Raw genomic sequence first — 21772 nt, 5'->3', positions numbered from 1 at the left:
TCCTCACCCATACCGACGGAGCGCACGGACCGAACTCATCGGTCTGCGGCCTCGACTCGATCGTAGGCGGCGGTCCCGACAGGTTCGTGGACTTCGCCGGTCAGTTCTCCAGCCAGCCGTGCTGGTCGGCGAACGCGGTGAGCCGGTCGCGGATGGTGAGGATCTCCCCCGCGGTGAGCGCGGGGCTGGCGTCCAGCAGCAGCTCGGTGATCAGGCGTTTGTGCTCGGCGACGGTGAGCTGGCCCGAACCCGGCTTGTCCTTGCCCTTGTGCCGCGCGGGAGGCGCCGACGACCCACCGACCACACTCAGATTCACCGCCTTGGGTCCGCGGTCGCCCTCGGTCACCTCGAACTCGAACACCCGCCCCTGCCGCAACTCGTCCTCGTCCAGGCCGATGTCGTTGACGTGGACGAATACGTCGGGTCCACCGTCCTCCGGCCGAATGAATCCGAATCCCCGAGAGCTGTCGAACGACACCAATTTCCCGATGGACACCAACACCCGCTCCTCGTCGCCGTCGCTACTGGGCAACTTTAACGCGCCTTTTCGCCGTCGTCGGAGGAAAGCGCCTTTTGCAACGAGTTGAATACGGTGAGTCCTTGACCGACCATTCCGTTCACCAGTTCGCTCACTCCGTCCGGTCCGTTCAGCACGGTGAGATTCGCGTTCGCCAACCCGTTCGAGGCCTGCCGCACGATTTCCGGAAGTTGTTCGATCAACAACTGATCCAGCGCGATCCGGTTGTTCGAGGCCGCCGCCTCGGCCTGGATGCGGGTGCGGTCGGCCTCCGCCTCGGCCAGGATGCGCACCCGATCCGCTTCCGCCTGAGCCGGTTTGACGACCTCGGCCTGCAACTGCTGCTCGCGCAGTTCGGCCTCCTTGCGCGCCTGCTCGGCCTGGGCGGTGAGCACCTCCTGCAGCGCCATCGCCTCGGCGAGCGGGCCCGCCTGCGCCGCCTCCGCGTTGGCCTTGTCGATGTCGCGCTGGTATTGCGCGCGCAGGATCGCGGTCTCGCGCTGATATTCCGCCTGCCTGCGCTGGGATTCCTGCTCGGCCTGCGCCGCCGCCTGCGCGGCCTGCGACTGCGCGATCTGCGCGTCGCGCTGGACGGCGGCATTGTGCGGCGCGGCGAGCGCGGCGATATAGCCGAGGTTGCCGTCGTCGATGGACTGGATCTGGAAGGAATCCACCCACAGGCCGATATTGCTCATCTCGACCTTCGACGCGACGAGCACTTCGTCGGCCAGTTTCTGGCGCTCCCGGATGATCTCCTCGACCGTCATCGAGCCGACGATCGAACGCAGGTGCCCGGAGAAGATGCGCCCGGTCAGCACCGACATCTCCCGCTCCTGCTCGGAGAGGAACCGTTGCGCGGCGTTCACGATGGACTGGGTGTCGTTGGCGACCTTGAACGCGATCACCGCGCGGACGTCGAGCTGGATCGCCTGCTTGGTGACGCAGCGCTCTTTGATCTCGGCTTCGAACATCGCCAGCGACAGATAGCGGACCTTGCGGAACAGCGGAACGACCCAGGCGCCGCGTCCGATGACTACTTTGAACGGCGCGTTGTCGCGGCTCTTGCCGCCGCTGACCAGCATCGCCTCGTCCGGGTCCGGCACGTGGTAACCCAGCACGTCTGTCTCCCTTGCTCTCTCAGGTTTCTGCCGCCGGGTCCGGGGTGAGCGGAATCCACGGGACGACGTCGACGACGCGCCCCGGGTGGACCGCGATGACCAGCACGGCCGCACCGGCCGGAATCGGCTCGGCGGACTGTGCGATGTACAGCTCGGTTCCCCCGCGAATCGCGACCAGGACCTCGCCCAGCGTCCCGGCACCTCGGATCGGCGATGTGAGCGTACCCGTCAAACCCACCACCGGGTCGGTCATCGCGTGATCTCCTTCTTCCGGTCACCGGACCGTCACCCTACGTCTCCCGCAGCGTCTTTCGGTACCGGACCGGCGCGACGGCGCGGCGTAACGGCCGCGGCGGCGCGGGTATGTTTCTTGCATGGGAGGTCGGCTGGCGCTGGTGGTGGGGTCGGAATGCGCGGCGCTGGGCGAACTGGGATTCACCGAGGAACTCGCCAACGGCCTGTACGGCAGTCTGACCGAAGCGGGCGGATGGCGGCCTGCGATCGATCTGGACGGCCCGGTGCTCAATCCCACTGCCGCGCAACTGTTCGAGGCCGTCGACGCGGCCTTCACGGCGGCGGCGCAGCGGCAGGCGACCCTGCTGCTCGGCTTCATCGGGCACGGTGTGGCGACGAGCGCGGAGGACTTCTACCTGCTCGGTCACGATTCGCCCGGTGATCCCAACTCGCACAACGCCTTCCACCTGACCCAGGAGATCCGTGAGCGGCTGGACCGGGCCGCGCTGGACGGGCTGGTGCTGCTCGTGGACGCCTGCGAGGCGGGTCAGGGTGTGCAAGGCGCCGCGCGCCGGTGGACCGATCTGCTGGCGCAGTCGGGCGGCCGGATGGAACTGCTGGTCGCCTCCGGCGACGGGCCCGCGTACTCCGGCTGCTTCACCAGGACCATGCTCGCCACCTTCGACCTGGGCCTGCCGCTGCGCGGGGAGAACCTGCTGCCCTCGGACCTGGTCGATCCGATCGCCGTGCAGTGCATCCACCAACAGCCGCAGCATCTGTCGTTCAGCTCCGGTGCGGTGTCCACGACGCAGGGCGTCGACCCCGGACTGTGGCTGGTGCCCAACACCGCGCGCCACCGCGACGCGGTGAGCGGGCGCTCCGCCGCCGGGTTCGTCGATCAGCTCACCCGGCGCCTGCTGCTGACGCTCGATGTGCGCGAGCGTCTCGACGCGATCGTCGACGCGGGCAGCCACCGCCTGCGCGCGGTGCTCGGCCCGGCGGGCGTGGGCAAGTCCACGCTGCTGGCGATGCTGATCCGGCCCAGCCTCGTCGACGGGCTCGCCGTCACCCCCGACTACATCACCGCCGCGGTGTTCCTGACGGTGAACAGTTCGGTGGAATCCGTGGCGGCGGAGCTGGCCGCGCAACTCGACGCGCGCCTGCCCGGCTTCCGGGAGGCGGCGCGCGCGGCCAGGGCGCACCGGCCCAGGGACGAGTTCGACATCTTCGACATCCTGGTCCGCCGCCCGTTGGCCCGCCTGTCCACGGCGGGGCGCCGGGTCACCCTGGTGTTCGACGGGCTGAATCAGCCGCAGGAGGGAACCAGGCGGTTGCTGGTGGCCGCGATCGCCGATCTGACCCGCCGCGAAGATCTCCGGCACGTGCGCGTGATCGTCGGCATCCGGCCCGGCACCGGCGTCGAGGACGATCCGGGGCTGGCGCACATGTACCGGATCGACGTCGCCGAACCGGCGGCCGACGACATCGCGGCCGTGGTGGACTCCGCGCGCGGCACGGCGCCGCTGGGCCCGGTGGACTGGATCGGCTGGATTCAGCGCTTGCTGGCGGAGACTCCCACGGACGCGAGCGGTTCGCGGGTGGTGGCAGGGGGCTGGCTGGTCGCGCGCATGCTGCTGGAGGTCGCTTCGGGGCTGACCGACGGCGCGGTCGCCTCCGGGATCGGCCTCGACCGGGTCATCGCGCTGCGGGTGGAGACGGCGTTACGCGGGCTCGATCCGGAAACCACCAGTGACACAGCGACTTTGCTCGGTGTGCTCGTCGCGGCGGGGGTGGGTCCGGTGCTGCCGCTGGAACTGCTGGACGCGGCGCTGTCCTCGCTCGGGGTCGACCTCAGCGCCGCCAGGGTCCGCGACATCGCCGTGAACCTCGGCACCTTGGTCACCCGCAGTCATCCCGGCACCGTTCGCGAGTCGCTCGGCGTGACCCACGGTGCGTTCCTGCCCGCGCTGCAGGCGGAATGCCGTCGCCTCGGCGTGCGCATCGCGGACGCGCACCGCGCCCTGGTCGCGGCGATCCAGGCCGACGACAGCGACCCGGCCGCCGACTACGCGCGCGGCGCGGCCGTACGGCACTGCCTGGCCTACGGCGATTCCGCCTTGGCCGTCGACTTCCTGGAGAAACTGGAGACCGGCAGATCGGCCGACGACCGCGATCTGTGGGCCGCCTGGGCGCCCGACTTCGCCGAGTCGCTGGGGCCCGACCATCCCGACACCTTCACCACGCGGGAACGGTGGGCCTATCACCGCGCCGAGAGCGGCGACCTGGTCGGCGCCGTCGCCGATTTCGAGCAGCTGCTCGCCGACCGGCTGCGTGTGTGCGGCCCCGACGACCCGGCCACCCTGGACACCCGCGACAGGCTGGCCAGCTACCGCGCGCGCTGCGGTGACTACGCCGGCGCGGGCGAGGAGTTCGAGCAGCTGCTCACCGACCAGCTGCGCCTGCTGGGGCCCGACCATCCCGAAACCTTGCGCACCAGGAACAATCTTGCGTCCAATCGCGGCGATGTCGGCGATTTCGCCGGGGCGATCGCCCGGTTCCAGCAGTTGCGCGCCGACCGTGCCCGCGTGCTCGGCGCCGACCATCCGGACACCTTGCGCACCCGCAACAGCCTGGCGTACTGGCGGGCAGGCAGCGGCGATCTCGCGGGCGCGCGGGCGGAGTTCGAGCAGCTGGTGGCGGACTACCTGCGCGTGTTCGGCGCCGACCATCCCAACACGCTCGGCGCGCGCAACAACCTCGCGGCGTTCCGCGCGCGCAGCGGTGATCTGGCCGGGGCGGGCGCCGAGTTCACCCGCCTGCTCGACGATCGGCTACGGGTGCTCGGCCCCGAGCATCCCGACACCTTGCTCACCCGCGGCAAACTGGCCGCATACCGCGCGGACAGCGGTGACCTCGCCGGCGCGATCACCGATCTGGAGAAACTGCTCGGCGACCGGCTGCGGGTGCTCGGCCCGGATCATCCGGACACCTTCGACACCCGCAACGAACTCGCGGGCTGCCGCGCCCGGCACGGCGACCTGACCCGCGCGGTCGCGGAACTGGAGGTGCTGCTGGTCGCGGAGCTGCGTGCCCTCGGCCCCAATCACGCCGCCACCATCCGGACGCAGAGCACCCTGGCGTACTGGCGAAACCGATCCGGGACCGACCGTCCGGACGCCATGCGGTGCGGTCAGCAACGGTAGAGCGAACGGTAGACGGTGAGCATCGCGAGGCAGTGCTCGATGATCTGCTCCCTGGTGGCGCGCAGCGAACCGTTCAGCCACGCCGAGAACATGCCCGCGTTCCCGCTGGCCATGGTCACGGCCGCCAGCCTGCGCTTGACCGGGTCGTCGATGTGGGCGAACAGATGGTCCTGCATGATCCGGGTGAACACCGGCATCACCGCGAAGGTGGTCTGCCCGAGCCCGGTGCTGGAATACGGCTCGACCAGGAACAGCCGCGATTTGCGCGGGTCGGCGAGCACCTTGTCCACCAGGATCTCCGACAGCGCGCGGTCGCGGGACGGGTCGTCGGTGGCGGCGAAGGCCGTCATCGGTTCCAGGAATTCCTCGGCGACCTGACGGTAGAGCACGTCCAGCAACTCGTCGCGGCTGGCGAAGCTCTCGTAGAAATAGCGGTCGGTGAGATTGGCCTTGCGGCACACCGCCCGCATGGTGACCCCGCTGGCGCCGGACTCGCCGATCAGATCGAGCGCCGCCTCCAACAGCGCAGCCCGCCGCGTCTCCCTGCGCTCGGTGAGCGTCGTCCCACCCCAGATCCGTGGGCCCCCGTCGTCGTCTGCGTCCTGACCTGTCTGCACGGCCCAACGATAGTGCCTGCCGGCGTGCCCCGGCGCCGCGCTCACCCGCCCCGCCCTCCCGTGGCTCGCCGAACCGGATTCCGGCCGCGCGGCGGGCCCGCGCGCCCGTGGGTGATCAGCCGCGTTCCAGCGGCAACCCCGCGTCGCGCCAGCCGACCACGCCACCGGCCAAGCTGGCGGCGTCGTAGCCCGCGCGCCGGGCGCGCGCGGCGAACCGCACCGACAGCTCACCGACGGGGCAGACGAAGACGACGGGGCGTGAGCGCGGGAACGGGATGCCCTGGCCGAACATGTCGTCGAGCTGGTCGTCGCGGATGTTCAACGCGCCGGGCACGTGCCCGATCCGGTAAGCCATGGCGCCGCGGCTGTCCACGATGGTGGGGCGCTCGGTCCGGTCCAGCTCCGCCAGCTGCTCGGGCGAAAGGCGCGGCACCGCCGCCAGCTCATCGGCGGTGGGCTCCGCTTCCCGTTCGGCGCGGCCGAACCATTCCGGCCTGCGCTTCTTGAAGTACGACAGGTACGGCTCGAGCCGATCGCAGACGATGAACACCGCCACGACCGGATCCGCCGGATCGGTCGCCGACAGATCGAGCGCGCCGAGCGTCCGCAGCGCGGCCGCGTAGCTCGCGCCGCTGGTCGGCCCGGCCAGGACGCCGTAGCCGCGCGCCAGGCGCAGCGTCGCGTCCACGGCCTCGCCCGCCGCCACGGTGACGATCCGGTCGTAGAAATCCGGCTGGAACAGCCCGACATCCCACATCTCGCTCTCCGAGCGGATACCGGGAATGAAGTCCGACCGCTCCGAAACCGCCGCGACGGTGCGCAATTCGGGATGGTGCTTGCGCAGGTAGGTGGCGGTGCCCCTGGTGGAGCCGGTGGTGCCGAGCCCGCCGATCAGATAGTCGATCCTGGTGATGCCGTCGGCCGCCAGGTCCTCGTGGATCTCCCGCCCGGTGCCGTGGTGGTGGGCCTCGATGTTCTTCTCGTTGGTGTACTGCGACAGGTGCCGGTACGCGCCGGGCTGCTGGGCCATGGTCGCCTCGATCACCGAGTAGACGTCGTTCGGCGTGGTCGGGTCGGGGCACTCGGACAGACCGGGCAGTTCCACGATCTCGGTGCCCAACAGCTGCAGCAGGTCACGGACCTCGCCCACCTTGATCCGGTTGGTCACCGCGCGCAGGCCGATCCCGTACATCGCGCCGAGCACGCGCAGCGCTTTGGCGGTGTTCCCGCTGGACGCCTCGATGAGCGTGCGCCCCTCGGCGCGGATCTGCTCCAAGTCGTCACGGAGCATCGCCCAGGCCACCCGGTCCTTGACCGAACCGAACGGATTGTGCGACTCGAGTTTCGCGTAGAGCTCGACCTTCGCCAACCCGTGCACCGCTGGGTCGAGCCGCAGCAGCGGCGTGTTGCCGATGAGTTCGGTGATGTGGTCGTAGCGCATCAGGGAGCCTTCACGGATCGGACCGGGCCGGTCGCGGGCGGGGCGCTGTGCGGTGGCCGGGACGACTCGGCGGGGAAGCCGGGTTCGTAGTCGGCGTCGGGCACGACGCGGAACCCGCCCGGCCAACGGGTGACCGCGAGTTTCGGGGGCAGGGGGTGCATGGAGGCCGTCGCGGCCGACAGGTCCATGTGGTAGGCGGCGGTATTCGGGAACACCACCGCATCGCCCGGCTCGGGTCGTGCGGGCAGCCACACCTTGTGATTGGTGATCAGATCGCGTTCCAAGCACAGCCTTCCGGCGAAGAAGACGCCGACCGGCCCCGTCGCGCGGTCGCCCGCGCCTGCCCCGTGCAGGAGGATCGGATCGACCATGACCTCTTGATCGGCGGGCGTCACCGCATCACGGCTGAGGTCGACGTGCACCAGCACGCTGCCGTCGGCGACCTCCTTGACGAACTCGACCGTGGCCACGGTGATCCCCGCGTGGTCGACCAGAGCCTTGCCCGGCTCCAGCCACAGCTGGAGCAGGTTGTCACCCGCCACCTGCGCCACCGTGCGCCCGCCGTGCCGCTCCAGCGGAGCGTCGAGCAGGTCGGCGAGCATCCGGTCGGCGGGGACGGTGTTGGCGTACTTGTGGAACACCGGCGTGCCGTGCACCGCCCCGCCCGCGACGTGATAGCCGAACGTGTTGCTGCCCCAGGTCATCGGCTCCCCGCGGCCGAGCAGCGATTCGCGCAGTGCGAGCACGTAGGCGTCGAACCGTTCGGCGTCGGCGGTGAACACCTGCCGGAACCCGCCGCCGATGTCGAGCACCGAAGGGGCGAGTCCGCGCTCGTAGGCGCGCTCGATCAGGCGCAGGCAGGCGTCGATCGCCCGGACGCGCTCGCCGAGGTCGCCGGAGTCCAGGTGGAAAGCGAACCCGAGGAAAGCGACTCGCCCGCGCCGCGCCGACAACAGATCGAAGGCCCGCTCGACGTGCGCCTGCGGCATCCCGAACCGACTCACCTGCCCGGCGTCGAAACCGGAAACCCGCAGCAGCACAGGTATTTCCGCGTGCTCGGCGGCCAGTTCCTCGATGCGGCCCAGCTCCCAGAGGTTGTCCACGTTGATCGTGACCCCGCGGCCGACGAGATCGCGCAGGAAGGCTTCCCCCTTGGGCCCGGTGACCTCGATACGTGGCGGATCGAACCCGGCGGCGACGGCGCTGGTCAGTTCGTGCGGTGAGGCGACATCGATGGCGATGCCTTCGCGTTCGGCGGTGCGGACGAAGGCGCGCGACTGGTTCACCTTGTGCGCGTAGCAGACGCGGTGCCCGGGCAGGGTTCGTTCCAGCACGGTGCGCAGGCGCAGCAGATTCTCCGAATAGACCTGCGGGAACACCAGATGCGCTGGCGATCCGAATCTCTTCAGCGTCTCCGTCGCGAGGCCGGGAGTGTCGAGGAAGGCGCGGACGATCGGATGCAGCTTCGCGGGCAACGCCTGCGGCAATGGCGTCATACGGCGGCTTCCGACGGCTCGGCGGCCGACGCCCGCGGCACGTCGTCGGGGCGCTGCGAAACCGGGTTGTAGCCGCCGTCCCGGATCGCCTCGAACGCGCGGGCGCGATTGCGCGGACTGCGGAACTCGGCCACCACCCGCTTGCTGTCCAGATCGATCTCGGCCACGCGGATGTCCATCGACTCCAGCACTCCTCCGATCGTGCGAACGCAGTGCTTGCAGGTCATATCGGGCACGTAGAACACCTGGTCCTCGGCGGTGGCGGCGCGGTCGGCGGTGGCCTCGTCGAGTTCGGCGCTCACCTCGGTGGCCGCGCAGCGGTCGGCGATCTCGATGAACGTCGCGACGAATCGGTCCACCAGCGGCGGGAGGACGCTGGAATGCCCGCCGTCGAGCTGATGCGGCATGGCCGCCAGGCAGGCCGGATGACTGCCCTCCGGCAACAAGGCGTACTGGCGGGAGATCAGGTCGAGGTCGTCGTGATACTTGGCGATCGCCTCGGCCGTCGTGAGACCTTCCACCGTGGTGGCGCGTTCCATCACGGCACGCGCGTCGGCGATCGTGGCATCCTTCATCGCGCGCAGGGTCGCCACCGTCTCCGCCGAATAGCGAACGGTGCCGTCGGGCTGCGCGACGAGCGTCACCGGGATCATGCCCCTGCGGTAGGTGGAGGCCTGCAATTCCCAGAACCAGCGCGTGGCCACCGCGGCGAAGATCCCGGAAACGCGCAGCCCCTCGGCGAATTCGGCGGCATCGCGGTAGGGGGTCTGCGCCGCAAGCAGCGCGTGCTGGGCCAGTACGCGCCCGGCGGCCTCGATGCCGACCCGGAAGATGTCGCGCGGATCGTGGTCGGTGGTCGTGCCCGCCAGCACGGCGTGGTCGTCCGTGCCGAGCGCCGCGACCCGCGCGGCGAACTCGGCGTCATCGTCCAGTTGGCGCCACAGCGCCAGCACGGTCTCGCGCATCGCGATCGGCACCGCAGGGCCGAGGCCGTCGGCGCGGAAGTGCCCGGTATTCGGGATGCCTGCGCTGTCGGTCCACGCGATCCGATGGGTCGCGCTGGTCACCTGGTCCGCGCGGCACGGCCGCATGAACCGTTCCAGATACAGCCGCTGGGAGTAGGTGAGATGGCTGCCCTGCTCCAGACCCAATGGCGTACAGGTGAATTCGAATCGCCGATGTCGGGGGGCCGGAGCCGGTTCTGCGCACAACCCTGCCTGCGCGAGTCCGGCCAGCACCCTGGACGCGGCCTTCCGGTCGTAGCGGGGGATGTCGTTGCTCACGTGACCTCCTCGGCGATGGTTCGCACGCACGCGACGAATCGGTCGATCTCGTCGGGCGTGTTGTAGATGTGCGTGCTGACCCGCACCGAGCCCGCGCCGTCGGTGTCGGCGGGGACGCAGTGCGCGCCGGTGCGCACCAGGAAGCCGAACTCGCTCAGGACGAACCCCGCGTCCGCGGCCGAGATCCCCTCCAGGGTGAAGGAGACGATGCCGTAGCCGACCTCGCAGGTCGCGTGCGCCGGGCCGGGCAGGAACTCCAGGCCGGGAACCGTTCGCAGCCCCTCGATCAGGCGCAGGGTCAGGGCGCGGTTGTGCGCGGCGACGACGTCGAGGCCGATCGATTCCAGCACCTCCAGCGCACTGCCGAGGGCCAGGATGCCGGGGATGTCGGGCGTGCCGCCTTCCAGCAGCGCGGGCATCGGACCCGGCCGCAGGCCGTCCGGATCCACCGTGACGCCGGAATTGCCGCCGGGCAGGAACGGCGCCAATCGGTCGTGCACGCGACGGTGGCAGTACAGGATCCCGGTGCCGGGCGCACCGAACATCTTGTGCGCGGCGAAGATCGCGAAATCCGCACCGAGGGCGGTGACGTCGACCGGAAGATGGCCGCCGCTCTGCGAGCAGTCGAAGCACAGCAGGATGGCCGGATCGATCCGGTCGCGCAATTCCTCCAGCGTGCTGAGGCCGCCGAAGACATGATGCAGATGCCCGGTGGTGATCAGCCGGGTGCGCGGGGTGATCTTGGCGAGGATGTCGTCGGTGTCCGCCTCACCGGCGGCGGTCACCCGGTAGGGGATGAGGTGGATGCGGCGTCCGAACCGGGCGAGCAGCCCGCGCAGGTGCTGCCACGGATACACGTTGGAGGCGTGATCGCCCGCGTTGTAGAGGATCTCGTCGCCGTCGGCGAGCGCCGTCAGGCCCCACGACAGCGCGACGGCGTTGACCGCGGCGGTGGCGCCCGCGGTGAAGACCACCTCATCCGGATGCTCGGCGCCGATGAACGCGGCGGCCCGTTCGCGGACGCCGGCGATGCGCGCCGTCAGACCGGTGGCCCAGGGGTAGGTGCCGCGGCCGGCGTTGGCGGTGCCGTTGCTGTGGTAGCGCTGGATGGTCTCGATCACCGGCAGCGGCTTCTGTGTGGTGGCGGCGCTGTCCAAGTAGACCTCGGTTGCGCCGGCGAGCGCCGGGAACAGCGACCGCACCGCGGCTGGCGCGAATGCCGGCGTTTCCGGCGGCCGTGCGGCCTCCGCCGTTCGCGTCACCGGCGATCTCGGGGCGGGGGACCGCAACGTGACGCTCCCTTCACACCGGTAACTCGGACGTCACCCACGATACGCAATTCCGGTACGCACTTCGAAGCTTTGTCGCGGACAACGGCTTTCACGACTAGCCTGGAACGTATGCCTCTGACCCTGCAAGAGCGTCAAGAGTTCCTCGCGCAGCCGCATGTCGCGGCGTTCTCGGTGGCCGCGGGCGCCGGTCGCGGCCCGCTCACCGTCCCGATCTGGTACCAGTACAGCCCGGGTGGCGAGGCCTGGATCCTGACCGGCCCGCAGTCGCAGAAGATGCGCTACCTCCGGGAGGCCGGACGGTTCGGTCTGATGGTGCAGCAGGTCGAACCCACGGTCCGGTACGTGAGCGTGGAAGGCCCGGTCACCCGGACCACTCCGATGACCGACGAGATGCACCGCGAAATGGTCGCGCGGTATCTACCGCCCGAATCGGTCGACGCATACCTGAAGGCGGCCGAGGCCTACGGCGAGCAGGTCGCGGTCTTCCTGCGCCCCGAGCGCTGGCTCTCGGCCGACCTGGGGAACGTCAGCGAGCTCTAGTACCTGCCCTGCAGGTACTCCACGAGGTGCTCGCGTTCGTCCGCCAGTTCCGAGATCGCGCTCTTGACCACGTCGCCGATGCTGACGATGCCGACCAGCCTGCCCTCGTGCACCACCGGCAGGTGCCGGATGCGGTGGTCGGTCATGATGCGCCGCAGGCCGTCGACCCGGTCGTCGGGCGCGCAGGTGCGCACCACCGAGGTCATGATCGCCGACACCGGCGTGTCCAGCAGCTCCGCGCCCCACGCGTGCAGACTGCGCACCACGTCGCGCTCGGAGACGATGCCCGCGATCGCGTTGCCGTCGGGGGAGACGACGACCGCGCCGATGTTCCGCTCGGCCAGGGTGGCCAGCAGTGCGCGTACCGTCGTACCGGGCGCGACCGTGGCGACGTCGCTACCCTTCCTGCGCAGGATCTCCGAAATTCGCATATTTCACCATCCAGACGTCGCGGCACTACCAGGATCGCAAGTTCACCGCCCGGTGACCAGCACGAATCCGTTACAGGCGACGATCGGGTCACGGTGCGGACGTCACAGGCGGCGGGCGACGCTGCGATCCAGATCCCGGGCCAGCAGGGCGATCGCCGCCTGGGAGATGCCCGCCGAGGTGGCCAGGTCGATCGAGGTGAGCTGGGCGATGCGACGCAGGCGGTAGTCGACGGTGTTCGGGTGCACGTAGAGCTGGCGCGCGGTGAGCTGCCGGTTCATGTCGTTGCCGAGATAGGCGCGCATGGTGTCGAACAGCTCGGGATGGGCGTCGAGCGGGTCGAGGATGGTCGCGATCCGCCGGGTGGCCGGGCCGCTGCGGGTGAGCTGGTATTCCACCGCCAGATCCGACATCTGGTAGAGGCCGGGCGGCCGGACGCCGACGCGCACCAGATTGAGCAGCTCGTGTGCCTGATCCGCCGACTCGGGAATCCGATCGGTGTCGGTCGGGACGACGGTCGCGGTGAGCGGGACCTCGGCGGCGGCGGCCAGCAGCTCGAGCGTCGCCGCCGTGAGGACGGTCTCGACCTCGTCGTCCAAGGGAATGAGCAGCGTGCCGCCCTTGGCGCTGAGCAGCGCGAGCGCGCGTGAGGCGAAAACGGTGGCCAGCTCGGACTGCAGCCTGCGCAGCTTGCGGCGCGCGGCGACGTTCCCGTCGACCCGCGGATCGCGCTCGTCCGCGTGCTCCGGAATCGACAGGGCCACAACCTGATACGACTCCGCGATCGGAATGCCCGTCTGCCGGGCCAGGGCCGAGCTGCCGCGACCGCTCAGCAGCGCGGAGGCGAGCGTCTGCGCCGCGGTCTGGTGCTCCTTGGCGACCAGGTGCTGTTCGTCGACGTAGGCGTCCGACACCGCCGCGCTGATCGCCTCGAGCAGTTCCAGCAGCAGATCGGCGGCGACCAGCACCTCGTCGACGTCGTCGGCCTCGGCGGGCGCGGTGACCAGACCGAAGGCGATGCGCAATCCTTCGTGGTAGGCGCGCAGGATGGTGCTCAGCGGCACGCCCTCCCGCGCCCAGCGGGCGGCGGCCGCGCGCACCGGGCCCAACTGCTGCTCGTCCGGCACGGTGCGCCGGTCGAACATCTCGGCGGCGAGATTCAGGCAGCTGCGGGTGAGTTTCGTGACGTCTCCGCGCAATTGCTCGCCGGGTAACGTGCGGCAGGGGGCCATGACGTTCTCGAAATAGCCGACCATGTGCGAGGCCACGCTCTCGGTGTTCTGCAAAGGCACCGAAGCCGGCTGTCCACCGATTTCCAGCACCGGGTCGGACGAGTCGGCGGACAGATCCAACGCGGAGTAGGTCATGACGAATTCGCTCCCCAAATGCCACGCCGGGCGTGCGAGAAATCGCGCCCGGGTCGATCGATCACTATACGAAAGGGGCGAATGGACCGGGAGTGATCTGTGAGATCGCTTGGGAACGCGGCGCGCTCCGTAGTGACGCGAATGCCGGACTATTCGTCGTCCAGCCCGGCTGACAGGTACGCGGCGGCCGCCAGCCACTGCCTGCACTGCGGGCCGTGGACCTCGTGGGCGTAGAGAATGTCGCGGGCCTGCCGGTAGGTGAGGCCGCGGGGCTCCACACTGCAATCGGCCATGGCCGGCTCGGGCGCGGAGTACTGACGCAAGTGATCGGCGCCCGCGCCATCGATGACGGCAACCAGGGGGGAAGTTCGGAATGGCTCCATCATTCGACTACCCCTCGCGTCCGGCGTGCGGCGGGGAGGCCGGCGTACTGGTGGCGCAGGCTCGAACTCCCTGCGTACCTCCCCGATTTCGGGTTCGAGTCTATTCCCCCGTCGCTTGCAAATGCAAGTACATCTGCACGATCGGGCGGAGAAAAAGCGGACGGCGGTCGCCGGTGCGAGACCGGCGACCGCCGCTGTGCCGCTTGCCGTTTGGTGTTCAGGGGCCTTACGGCTTGCGCGCGACCGCGCCGTAGGCGGAGATCGGCCGTGACTCGCCCACCTCCGTGTCGCCCGCGCGCCACTGCGTGATGGACACGAAGCCCGGGTCGACCAGCTCCAGACCGTCGAAGACGGCCTTGATCTGAGCCTGCGGACGGGGGACGTAAGGAGTGCCACCGGTGCCGGTGTAGTTCTCGCACAAGGTGACATACGCCTTGCTGTCGTCGGTGCCGTCCCACATCACCAGGTAGCTGCCCGACGGAACGGAATCCAGCACGGTGTGCACGATGCGCAGCAGGTCGTCGTAGGTCTTGGCGTGGCCGAGCACGCCCATGAACATCACGGCGATGGGCTCGTTGAAGTTCAGGACGTGTTTGGCGTCGGCGATGATCAGCTCGGGATCGTGGTAGTCGGCGTCGATGTAGGTGGTGACGCCCTCCGGCGTGGTGGAGGTGAGCAGCGCCCGCGCGTGGGTGAGCACGAGCGGATCGTTGTCCACGTACACGATCCTGGACTCGGGCGCGACGCTCTGGGCGACCTCGTGGGTGTTCTGCATGGTGGGCAGGCCGGTCCCGATGTCGAGGAACTGGCGGATGCCGACTTCGCCCGCGAGGTAGCGCACGGCGCGGATGAGGAACTGGCGCGACTGCACCGCCATGGTGGTGATGTCCGGATCCACCTCGATCCCGGCGTCGCCTGCGATGCGGTCGATTTCGTAATAGTCCTTGCCGCCCATCCAGTAGTTCCAGATCCGCGCGGAGTGGGGGATGTCGGTTCGGATGAGCGGGCTGTGGTCTTCGGGCATGGGGTTGTACTCCTAGGCGAAACGGGTCGGCGACGCTGCCGTGCGGGTGGGCGCGTGGGGTCGTCGCGAATGACTGGTACATCCGATGTGCACTGTGACAGTACAAGATTCACGCGCGTCCAGCGGGCTGGATCGGGGAGCTGATCTCGATGTTTCCGGGTCGAGGCGACCGCGTTTCACATCTGGCTCCTGGTGGTCCCAGCCAGCGGGCGCACAGAGGGCGAACTTCGTGCTATCGTCCGGTGTCGGTGCAGATGCAAGAACGTTTGAACGTGCATCTGCACGAACCGAATCGCCTGACTGCGGTAACGGAGGAGTGGGGAAGATGTCGGATACATCCACCAACGAGATCATCGGAACTTGGCGCAAGAGTTCCTTCAGCAATCCGAGCGGCAACTGCGTCGAAGTGGCCGAAACGGCCAACGGCCAGGTGGCAGTGCGTAACTCGCGTGACCCCGAAGGTGGGGTCTTGATCTATACGCGTCCGGAGATCGATGCGTTCGTCCGCGGCGCGAAGGCCGGGGAGTTCGACTATTTGACTAGCTGAGCGGTAACATTGGCGGTCGGTGCGGTGTGTTTCGCGACAGGTGGTTGTGACACACTGTGGGCAACCCCCGGAGTATCGGAGACGAACTCGATGATCGCTGAACCCGATGACGATGGTCATGTGCAATCCGTTGTCGCGGAACGTGGTCCGACCGTGCTACGCATCGCATTGGGCGGCCAGTTGCGCAAGCTTCGGGAGAAGAAGGGCATCACCAGGGAAGCCGCGGGTGATGCGATCCGGGGATCGCACGCCAAGATCAGTCGTCTCGAGTTGGGCCGTACCGGCTTCAAGGAACGCGACATCCGTGACCTGCTGACCCTCTACGGCGTCCACGACGCCGCGGAGCGCGAGTCGTTCCTCGAGCTGGCCAGGCAGGCCAACGAGCCCGGCTGGTGGCATCGCTACAGCGACCTGCTGCCGCAGTGGTTCGGCACCTACCTCGGTCTGGAACAGGCCGCGAGCAAGATCCGCACCTACGAGTCGCATCTTGTTCCCGGGTTGCTGCAAACGCCCGAATACGCCAGGGCGGTGGTGGCGCTCGGTTACGAGGACGCGGACACCGATCGGCGGGTCGCGGTGCGTCAGCGCAGGCAGGAAATCCTGTTCCGCGCGGATCCGCCGGTGGTGTGGGCGGTGCTCGACGAAGCCGCGTTGGTGCGGCCGGTCGGTGGTCGCCAGGTGCATCGCGAGCAGATGCTGCACCTGGTCCGCCTGGCGAAGCTGCCCAACGTGACGATCCAGGTGCTGCCGTTCACCGCGGGTGAGCACGCCGCGGCGGGCAGTTCCTTCAGTATCCTGCGTTTCGCCGAGGCGGAACTGCCGGACATCGTGTATCTCGAACAGTTGACCAGCGCGTTGTATCTCGAGCGGCGGCAAGACCTGGCGCTGTACCTCTCGGTGATGGACCGGCTCAGCGTCCAGGCCTTGCAGCCGGACAAGTCGATCGCGATCATGGAGAAGTATGCCGAGGGGCACTGAGCCCACCCGGCCGAAGACCCGATAAGCGAGCGGCCCCCTCCGGATTCGGAGGGGGCCGCTCGCTTGTTTCGTGCTCCGCCGGGCTCGGACGGCGCAACGGTCTACTGCTTGATGAAGCTGGAGGCGATTCGCCAGAACGTCGCAGGCTGCAGTGCCTCGAGATCCCAGTCGTCGGCCATCGCGTGCGCGGTGGTGACGATCCGGTCGATATCGAAATCGTGCCGAGTTGCCGCCCCGGTGGATTCGACGGCATCGATGACGTATGCCACGGCGGTTTCTCGGGAAAAAGTGGTATCGGTGTGGCCGCTGTGGGCCGGTAATGTGCTCATATGTCTACCGTTCGCTGGCTGGTCGGCCAGTGCGGTGTCGGCTGATCCGAACCGACCGCCGGTAAGTGGTTGTTCCATTCGAACGCCCCTGTTTGTCTGGCGGCGGCAAACCCACGGCGGCTTCGGCCTTCGGCTCGCCCACGCGGCCTCCCCTGATGGTCCCCTGTAAAGCGTTGCGGGACCGAGTTTATGCCGCCGTACCTTTCAAATGCAAGCACATCTGCACGATCGATTGCACGTGCGCAGTGGGTATTTCGCGGCCGGAAGTTTGCGGAAACGGTGCCGGATCCGGAAATTTCAGTCGCGGCCGAATAGGACGTCCGTGCTGTAATCGATCTGTGTACCCGGCTCGACGAATTGGTCGGCCGCGGCCCGCCAGGCGAGGAAATGTTCGGTGAAACGGTGCGCCTCTGCCGCCTCGTCGTCGGTGTAGAGCTGGTAGAGAAAGAATCGGTGCGGATCCACCCGATCTGCGCAGATGTCGAAGCGCAGACAGCCGGGCTCGGTCCGGACGGAGGCGTCGGCGCTGCGGGATATGGCCGCGAGGAACTCGGCGCGGGAACCGGGGCGGATCTTCATCGAGACGATTCGGCTGAACACGGTTGTTCTCCCATCGTGACCGTTGCGGTCGATCGGCAAGGGCGGTGGCAGGGTGCGCCACAGCTCAGTCGGTCAGCTGTGCAATTGCCTGGCTAATCGGAGTGTCACCCGAGACGAGTTCGAGCGTCAGCCCGAAGGTGTGCGCGGCGGGCAACAGCCCGGCCAGAACGGCCGCCACGTCCGCGCGCGGGACCTCGCTGCGCCCGACCGGTGGCGGCGCCAGCGTCACCCGTCCGGTGCCGGGGGAGTCGGTCAGGCGGCCGGGGCGCAGGATGGTCCAGTCCAGATCCCTTGCGCGCAGATCCTCTTCGGCCTTGGTCTTCGCGTCGATGTACGCCGCCCACACCTCATCGGTCCCCGGCGCGGGTGCCCTGCCCGCGCCCATCGAGGAGATCTGCAGGAAACGGCGTACCCCGGTGCGCTCGGCGGTCTCGGCGAGCCGGACGGAGCCGCCCAGGTCGACGGTGTATTTCCGGTCCACGCCGCTGCCCTGCCCGGCGCCGGCGGCGAAAATCGCCGCGTCGCATCCTTTGACGACGTCGACCACCTCGTCGGCGCCCGCCTTCTCCAGGTCGCACAGCACCGGCTCCGCACCGGTGGCGCGCACCTCTGCGGTGTGGCCGGGGTTGCGGATGAGGGCGGCGACCTCGTGGCCGTTCGCGGTGAGCACGGGTGCCAGCAGCAGTGCGATCTTTCCGTGCCCCCCTGCGATGACGACGCGCATGGATGGCTCCTTCCGGTCGGGGCGGCGCCCGCGCTCAGCGCTCGGGGCCGCCGGGATTACAGCGCGCTTCGACGGTGGCCTGATAGCCCACCGCCGGGCGCCACGGTTCCAGGTTCCAGCTCGGCTTGTCCGGCTGAACCAGCCGAGCCCACGCCCAGTGGCAGATGAACTGATCGCGCATGCCGGGTGCCTCCGCGTCCGCCGACTCGGCCACGATCTCCTGCCATGCCCGTTCGTCCGAGCCGGGGAAGGTGGTCCGCCGCCCGGCCTGCGTCGGGAAGACGAGCAGCCGGGGACCGTCGATGGTCTCGGTCCACGCGACGCGATCGATCAGCGGCTGTCCCGCGTAGGGGTCGACGGACGGCAGGGCGGCCAGGGGCGATGCGGAGGTGGTCGTCGCGGTCGTCGTGCGGACGGTCGTGGTCGTGGCCGCGGCCGAAGGATCGGACGAGTCGGCGCCGCAGGCGGCCGTCAGGGATATCAGGCCCGTCGCGAGCAGCGCGGTGGCGCGACGCCGGGTGACGACGCGATACGGGTACCGCTGCGCCACGGTCGAACCTCCTGTGTTCTCCTCGGCACCGGTTTCCGGCGTGCTCAACCGAGCCTAGCGAGCCGGCGCGGTCCCGGCGAGGGTCCCCGGCCGGGCCACCGATTGTGGTGGCTTGCCGGTGCGGTCGCGGCTGGGCATAGTCGGTCGGTGCGGTGTGGACGATTCATGGCGGGGGCGGCGGGCGTCGTGGTCTCGATGACGATCGCGGTGGCCGGGGCCGCGGACGCCGGGGTGGGTGAGGCGCCCGGCACCGTGACGGACCTGGTGGAACTGGCGGGGCGGCTGCGCGTGGCGGGGGCGGCGACCGCCGAACGGCTGACGTATTGGTCGCGTGGCCCGCGCGGGCCGATGCTGAGCACCGGGGTGCTGTATCTGCCCGAAGGCGATCCGCCGCAAGGGGGTTGGCCGATCATCGCCTACGCGCACGGCACCTCGGGCATCGCCGACCAGTGCGCGTTCACGCTGCAACCCCGCGACTACTACCTGTCGTCGGTGTACCCGGATCTGCTGCGCGCGGGCTACGCGGTGGTGATCTCCGACTACGTCGGACTGGGGACCCCCGGCGTGCATCCCTATCTGGACGGCCCGGCCCAGGCCCGAAGCATCGTCGACGGCGTACGTGCCGCACGGGCGGTCGCCCCCTCGCTCGGCACACGCTGGGCGGTGTTCGGTCAGTCGCAGGGCGGGCACGCGGCGCTGTTCACCGCCCGGTTCGCTCCCGGCGACGCGCCGGACCTCGAGCTGCGCGGCGCGGCCGCGACCGGCGCGCCGTCGAATCTGGAGGCGGTGTTCCCGTTGGCCGGTCCCTGGCTGCCGCGCCTGCCGCTGCAGAAGACGACGACCTACTTCGGCATGCTGCTGGCCGGATTGCGCGCCAGTGCGCCCGAGCTGGACATCGACAGCTATCTGACCCCGGTGGGCCACGACGTCCTGCGGATCGTGGAAGCGGACTGCGCCGTCGAGGCGGACGCGCAGGTGTCCGGGATCGGCATCGGGGCCATGCTGGCACGGCCGTTGGACGATCCCGCGCTGCTGGCCGCGGTGCGCGCGATGTTGCGGGTGCCGACGAGCGGCTACGCCGTGCCGCTGTATCTCGGTCAAGGGCTGTCGGATCTGGAGGTGCCCGCGCCGCTGACCCTCGAGCTGGTCGCCGAACTGCGCTCCGCGGGCACCGATCTGCGGGTGGGCTGGTATCCCGGCGATCATCTGGGTGCGGCGCGCGAGGCGTTCCCCGATGCGCTCGCCTTCCTGCGCGGGGTGCTCGACCGGCCCTGATCCCGCTCGCTCAGCGCCAGAGCGATCGGCACGGTAGTCTGCGCAGGCCGGGGCGGACCTGGCCGTCGACGGTGACGGTGAGCCCGGCGTGCGCGGCGGCCGAGGTGAACTCCCCCGCCTCGGTCCTGGTGGCCGCGTACTCCAGGACCAGCGCGTCCTCGGGGGTCGGCCCGTCGAAGTAGACGGTGATCCGCTGGGTCGGCGGATCCTGGGTGTCGTCGCGGTCGGCGAGTCCGCGCACAGTGCCGTCCATGCCACCGTCTCCTTCCCGCCGGCGCGGCAGCCGCGCCGGTAGGACTGACGGTAGAGCCACGCCACTGCTGAGAACATGTTGCAAGTTATCGGCTGGAAATGTCACAGAACGGACGTGGCGTCGTGGGGTACAGTCACCAGCCGGGGCGCACCGCGAGCACAGGCCCGGCGACCCAATGTTGTGAATTGTCAACATGATCGCGCCGGGTGGTGTTCCGCGCGGGTCCCGTTGCGAGGATGAGCACAGTGTCGGATGATTCAGGAGGCACACGTCGATGAGTCAGGGCCCACGTTCGTTGGGTAGGGGAGTGCGGCGAAGACGTCTCGCACGTGCGATCGGAGCGATGGCCGCGGGCTTGGTGCTGGTCGCGAGCCTGGCCGGCGCCGCGACCGGCGCGCCGCTGTATCCCGATCCCGATCCGGATCCCTTCTATTCGACCCCCGCGGACATCGCCGACCGCAAGCCCGGCGACGTGCTCGCGACCAGGGTGATGCCGCCGCTGGCGATCTTCCCGGAGACCACGGTGACCGTGATCCGGTTCCGGTCGACGAGCTCGGAGGGCAAACCGATCGCGGCGACCACCACGGTGCTGACGCCGAAGGCGCACCGTCCCGACGGCCCGCTGCTGTCGTTCCAGCACATCATCAACGGGCTCGGCTCGGAGTGCTCGGTCTCCCGGGTGCTCTACACCGGTGATCCCAACCTGGTCGTGCGGGAAGCGCCGGGCTGGAACGTGCTGCTGGCGCGCGGCTGGAGCGTGGCGCTGCCCGACCACCTCGGCCCGAATTTCGCCTACGGCGCGGCGAAGCTCGGCGGGCAGATCACGCTCGACGGCATCCGCGCCGTGAAGCAGGTCGCCGAACTCGGTGTGCAGCGCAGCCCGGTGGCGATGGTCGGATACTCCGGCGGCGGGATGGCCACCGCGTGGGCGGCGGCCCTGCAGCCGAGGTACGCGCCGGAACTCGACATCGCGGGCGCGGCCATGGGCGGCGTGCCGATGAATCTGGTGAAGATGCTCGAGGGGCTGGGGCTCAACCCGCATCCGGTGTTCGGTCTGGCGTTCGCCGCCGGGTTCGGGCTGGAACGCGAGTACCCGACCCGGTTCCCGCTCAGCGACCAGCTGAACGAACGGGGTCTGGCCGCTCGCGCGCAGATCGCCAACAGCTGCACCAACGACATCCTCTCCACCGGAGCGGGCCGCGGCGCGCTGGACTTCGCCAAGACGACCTCGATGATCAACGACAACACCGCCCGCGCCGTGGTCGAGGAGAACAGCCTGGAACTCTACGACGGCGTGCCGAAGACGCCGGTGTTCGAATGGCATTCGCCGATCGACGGCCTGATCCCGATCGACGCGGTGGTCAACACCGACAAGCGGTGGTGCGCGGCGGGCGCCAGAGTGCAGACCGAGGAGATCCCCGTTCCGGACCATTTGACCGCGGCGGTGCTGGGCATTCCCGCGGCACTGAACTGGCTGGACGCCCGATTCCGAGGGGAGCCGGCGCCGAGCAATTGCTGAGCGACGATACGCGCACGGCCGAGCCGGGACCCACTCGCGGGAAAGGGGTCCCG

Annotated in this window: 23 protein-coding genes; 6 read left to right on the top strand and 17 right to left on the bottom strand. The window is 69.3% G+C overall.

Annotation, left to right across the window (positions count from 1 at the left end):
* Nucleotides 1–100 precede the first annotated feature (100 nt).
* From ACWDMM_RS06120 to ACWDMM_RS06110, 3 genes are read right to left on the bottom strand one after another with little or no spacing between them, the layout of a single operon-like run.
* Complete coding sequence (locus ACWDMM_RS06120; RefSeq protein ID WP_357208823.1) at nucleotides 101–502, bottom strand: cold-shock protein; 402 nt, start codon at nucleotides 500–502, stop codon at nucleotides 101–103.
* A 32-nt stretch (nucleotides 503–534) separates the two neighbouring features.
* Nucleotides 535–1635, bottom strand: coding sequence for an SPFH domain-containing protein (locus ACWDMM_RS06115; protein WP_357208771.1), 1101 nt, complete (start codon nucleotides 1633–1635; stop codon nucleotides 535–537).
* Between the two features lie 19 nt (nucleotides 1636–1654).
* Nucleotides 1655–1888 (bottom strand): hypothetical protein, encoded by a 234-nt coding sequence (locus ACWDMM_RS06110; protein WP_357208769.1) that lies wholly within the window; start codon nucleotides 1886–1888, stop codon nucleotides 1655–1657.
* A gap of 121 nt (nucleotides 1889–2009) precedes the next feature.
* On the opposite strand from ACWDMM_RS06110, the gene ACWDMM_RS06105 reads away from it, so the two are divergent.
* Complete coding sequence (locus ACWDMM_RS06105; protein ID WP_449936246.1) at nucleotides 2010–5072, top strand: tetratricopeptide repeat protein; 3063 nt, start codon at nucleotides 2010–2012, stop codon at nucleotides 5070–5072.
* Here the strand turns inward: ACWDMM_RS06105 and ACWDMM_RS06100 are convergent.
* From ACWDMM_RS06100 to ACWDMM_RS06080, 5 genes are all read right to left on the bottom strand, one after another.
* A complete protein-coding gene (locus tag ACWDMM_RS06100; protein ID WP_195079056.1) occupies nucleotides 5060–5689 on the bottom strand; it encodes a TetR/AcrR family transcriptional regulator in 630 nt (209 codons plus the stop codon). The genes ACWDMM_RS06105 and ACWDMM_RS06100 overlap by 13 nt on opposite strands.
* A gap of 115 nt (nucleotides 5690–5804) precedes the next feature.
* A complete protein-coding gene (locus tag ACWDMM_RS06095) occupies nucleotides 5805–7130 on the bottom strand; it encodes a pyridoxal-phosphate dependent enzyme (protein ID WP_449936243.1) in 1326 nt (441 codons plus the stop codon).
* Nucleotides 7130–8626: a decarboxylase gene (locus tag ACWDMM_RS06090; RefSeq protein WP_449936241.1), complete on the bottom strand. Its 1497-nt coding sequence runs from the start codon at nucleotides 8624–8626 to the stop codon at nucleotides 7130–7132. Before ACWDMM_RS06090 ends, ACWDMM_RS06095 begins: the two co-directional genes overlap by 1 nt.
* A complete protein-coding gene (locus ACWDMM_RS06085; RefSeq protein ID WP_195079059.1) occupies nucleotides 8623–9909 on the bottom strand; it encodes a heavy-metal-associated domain-containing protein in 1287 nt (428 codons plus the stop codon). The genes ACWDMM_RS06090 and ACWDMM_RS06085 overlap by 4 nt, the downstream gene beginning before the upstream one ends.
* Nucleotides 9906–11171 (bottom strand): aminotransferase class V-fold PLP-dependent enzyme, encoded by a 1266-nt coding sequence (locus tag ACWDMM_RS06080; protein ID WP_449936239.1) that lies wholly within the window; start codon nucleotides 11169–11171, stop codon nucleotides 9906–9908. Before ACWDMM_RS06080 ends, ACWDMM_RS06085 begins: the two co-directional genes overlap by 4 nt.
* A 138-nt stretch (nucleotides 11172–11309) precedes the next feature.
* Here ACWDMM_RS06080 and ACWDMM_RS06075 point away from each other — a divergent pair, with 138 nt between their 5' ends.
* Complete coding sequence (locus ACWDMM_RS06075) at nucleotides 11310–11741, top strand: pyridoxamine 5'-phosphate oxidase family protein (RefSeq protein WP_357103375.1); 432 nt, start codon at nucleotides 11310–11312, stop codon at nucleotides 11739–11741.
* On the opposite strand, the gene ACWDMM_RS06070 is transcribed toward ACWDMM_RS06075, so the two are convergent.
* The 4 genes from ACWDMM_RS06070 to ACWDMM_RS06055 form a co-directional block, all read right to left on the bottom strand.
* The gene (locus ACWDMM_RS06070) at nucleotides 11738–12172 is read right to left on the bottom strand and encodes a CBS domain-containing protein (RefSeq protein WP_357103373.1); all 435 of its coding nucleotides are present in this window, start codon (nucleotides 12170–12172) and stop codon (nucleotides 11738–11740) included. The genes ACWDMM_RS06075 and ACWDMM_RS06070 overlap by 4 nt on opposite strands.
* Nucleotides 12173–12274: 102 nt before the next feature.
* A complete protein-coding gene (locus ACWDMM_RS06065; protein ID WP_357103370.1) occupies nucleotides 12275–13537 on the bottom strand; it encodes a PucR family transcriptional regulator in 1263 nt (420 codons plus the stop codon).
* 149 nt (nucleotides 13538–13686) lie between these two features.
* On the bottom strand, nucleotides 13687–13923 hold the full coding sequence (locus tag ACWDMM_RS06060; RefSeq protein ID WP_195079064.1) for a hypothetical protein: 237 nt from the start codon (nucleotides 13921–13923) through the stop codon (nucleotides 13687–13689).
* 223 nt (nucleotides 13924–14146) lie between these two features.
* Nucleotides 14147–14944, bottom strand: a complete 798-nt coding sequence (locus ACWDMM_RS06055) for an SAM-dependent methyltransferase (RefSeq protein WP_357103367.1) — start codon at nucleotides 14942–14944, stop codon at nucleotides 14147–14149.
* A gap of 325 nt (nucleotides 14945–15269) precedes the next feature.
* Between ACWDMM_RS06055 and ACWDMM_RS06050 the strand changes: the two genes are divergently transcribed.
* Both ACWDMM_RS06050 and ACWDMM_RS06045 read left to right on the top strand, forming a co-directional pair.
* Complete coding sequence (locus ACWDMM_RS06050; protein WP_039797917.1) at nucleotides 15270–15491, top strand: DUF397 domain-containing protein; 222 nt, start codon at nucleotides 15270–15272, stop codon at nucleotides 15489–15491.
* A 90-nt stretch (nucleotides 15492–15581) separates the two neighbouring features.
* A complete protein-coding gene (locus tag ACWDMM_RS06045) occupies nucleotides 15582–16469 on the top strand; it encodes a helix-turn-helix domain-containing protein (RefSeq protein WP_357208758.1) in 888 nt (295 codons plus the stop codon).
* Nucleotides 16470–16570: 101 nt separating this feature from the next.
* Here ACWDMM_RS06045 and ACWDMM_RS06040 read toward each other — a convergent pair whose 3' ends face one another.
* From ACWDMM_RS06040 to ACWDMM_RS06025, 4 genes are all read right to left on the bottom strand, one after another.
* Nucleotides 16571–16798, bottom strand: coding sequence for a hypothetical protein (locus tag ACWDMM_RS06040; RefSeq protein WP_323124094.1), 228 nt, complete (start codon nucleotides 16796–16798; stop codon nucleotides 16571–16573).
* Nucleotides 16799–17095: 297 nt separating this feature from the next.
* The gene (locus tag ACWDMM_RS06035; RefSeq protein ID WP_043690427.1) at nucleotides 17096–17398 is read right to left on the bottom strand and encodes a putative quinol monooxygenase; all 303 of its coding nucleotides are present in this window, start codon (nucleotides 17396–17398) and stop codon (nucleotides 17096–17098) included.
* A gap of 64 nt (nucleotides 17399–17462) precedes the next feature.
* A complete protein-coding gene (locus ACWDMM_RS06030; protein ID WP_195079068.1) occupies nucleotides 17463–18122 on the bottom strand; it encodes an SDR family oxidoreductase in 660 nt (219 codons plus the stop codon).
* Nucleotides 18123–18156: 34 nt separating this feature from the next.
* Nucleotides 18157–18672: a DUF2599 domain-containing protein gene (locus ACWDMM_RS06025; RefSeq protein ID WP_323124093.1), complete on the bottom strand. Its 516-nt coding sequence runs from the start codon at nucleotides 18670–18672 to the stop codon at nucleotides 18157–18159.
* Between the two features lie 165 nt (nucleotides 18673–18837).
* Between ACWDMM_RS06025 and ACWDMM_RS06020 the strand changes: the two genes are divergently transcribed.
* Complete coding sequence (locus tag ACWDMM_RS06020; RefSeq protein ID WP_324722353.1) at nucleotides 18838–19947, top strand: alpha/beta hydrolase; 1110 nt, start codon at nucleotides 18838–18840, stop codon at nucleotides 19945–19947.
* A 10-nt stretch (nucleotides 19948–19957) separates the two neighbouring features.
* Here the strand turns inward: ACWDMM_RS06020 and ACWDMM_RS06015 are convergent, their stop codons facing one another.
* Nucleotides 19958–20200, bottom strand: a complete 243-nt coding sequence (locus ACWDMM_RS06015; RefSeq protein WP_357103363.1) for a hypothetical protein — start codon at nucleotides 20198–20200, stop codon at nucleotides 19958–19960.
* Between the two features lie 343 nt (nucleotides 20201–20543).
* On the opposite strand from ACWDMM_RS06015, the gene ACWDMM_RS06010 reads away from it, so the two are divergent.
* The gene (locus tag ACWDMM_RS06010) at nucleotides 20544–21719 is read left to right on the top strand and encodes a lipase family protein (RefSeq protein WP_195079070.1); all 1176 of its coding nucleotides are present in this window, start codon (nucleotides 20544–20546) and stop codon (nucleotides 21717–21719) included.
* Nucleotides 21720–21772 lie beyond the last annotated feature (53 nt).

Source organism: Nocardia sp. NPDC003726 (assembly GCF_053586955.1).
The sequence above is the reverse complement of the archived record's forward strand: the minus strand, read 5'-3'. Positions and strand labels throughout refer to the sequence as shown.

Excerpts from the sequence above, each read along its gene's own strand:
- ACWDMM_RS06060 (WP_195079064.1), bottom strand. The coding sequence starts at position 13,923 with ATGATGGAGCCATTCCGAACTTCCCCCCTGGTTGCCGTCATCGATGGC.
- ACWDMM_RS06110 (WP_357208769.1), bottom strand. The coding sequence starts at position 1,888 with ATGACCGACCCGGTGGTGGGTTTGACGGGTACGCTCACATCGCCGATC.
- ACWDMM_RS06050 (WP_039797917.1), top strand. The coding sequence starts at position 15,270 with ATGTCGGATACATCCACCAACGAGATCATCGGAACTTGGCGCAAGAGT.
- ACWDMM_RS06010 (WP_195079070.1), top strand. The coding sequence starts at position 20,544 with ATGGCCGCGGGCTTGGTGCTGGTCGCGAGCCTGGCCGGCGCCGCGACC.
- ACWDMM_RS06095 (WP_449936243.1), bottom strand. The coding sequence starts at position 7,130 with ATGCGCTACGACCACATCACCGAACTCATCGGCAACACGCCGCTGCTG.
- ACWDMM_RS06020 (WP_324722353.1), top strand. The coding sequence starts at position 18,838 with ATGGCGGGGGCGGCGGGCGTCGTGGTCTCGATGACGATCGCGGTGGCC.
- ACWDMM_RS06040 (WP_323124094.1), bottom strand. The coding sequence starts at position 16,798 with ATGAGCACATTACCGGCCCACAGCGGCCACACCGATACCACTTTTTCC.
- ACWDMM_RS06045 (WP_357208758.1), top strand. The coding sequence starts at position 15,582 with ATGATCGCTGAACCCGATGACGATGGTCATGTGCAATCCGTTGTCGCG.
- ACWDMM_RS06105 (WP_449936246.1), top strand. The coding sequence starts at position 2,010 with ATGGGAGGTCGGCTGGCGCTGGTGGTGGGGTCGGAATGCGCGGCGCTG.
- ACWDMM_RS06090 (WP_449936241.1), bottom strand. The coding sequence starts at position 8,626 with ATGACGCCATTGCCGCAGGCGTTGCCCGCGAAGCTGCATCCGATCGTC.
- ACWDMM_RS06075 (WP_357103375.1), top strand. The coding sequence starts at position 11,310 with ATGCCTCTGACCCTGCAAGAGCGTCAAGAGTTCCTCGCGCAGCCGCAT.
- ACWDMM_RS06030 (WP_195079068.1), bottom strand. The coding sequence starts at position 18,122 with ATGCGCGTCGTCATCGCAGGGGGGCACGGAAAGATCGCACTGCTGCTG.
- ACWDMM_RS06015 (WP_357103363.1), bottom strand. The coding sequence starts at position 20,200 with ATGGACGGCACTGTGCGCGGACTCGCCGACCGCGACGACACCCAGGAT.
- ACWDMM_RS06055 (WP_357103367.1), bottom strand. The coding sequence starts at position 14,944 with ATGCCCGAAGACCACAGCCCGCTCATCCGAACCGACATCCCCCACTCC.
- ACWDMM_RS06065 (WP_357103370.1), bottom strand. The coding sequence starts at position 13,537 with ATGACCTACTCCGCGTTGGATCTGTCCGCCGACTCGTCCGACCCGGTG.
- ACWDMM_RS06070 (WP_357103373.1), bottom strand. The coding sequence starts at position 12,172 with ATGCGAATTTCGGAGATCCTGCGCAGGAAGGGTAGCGACGTCGCCACG.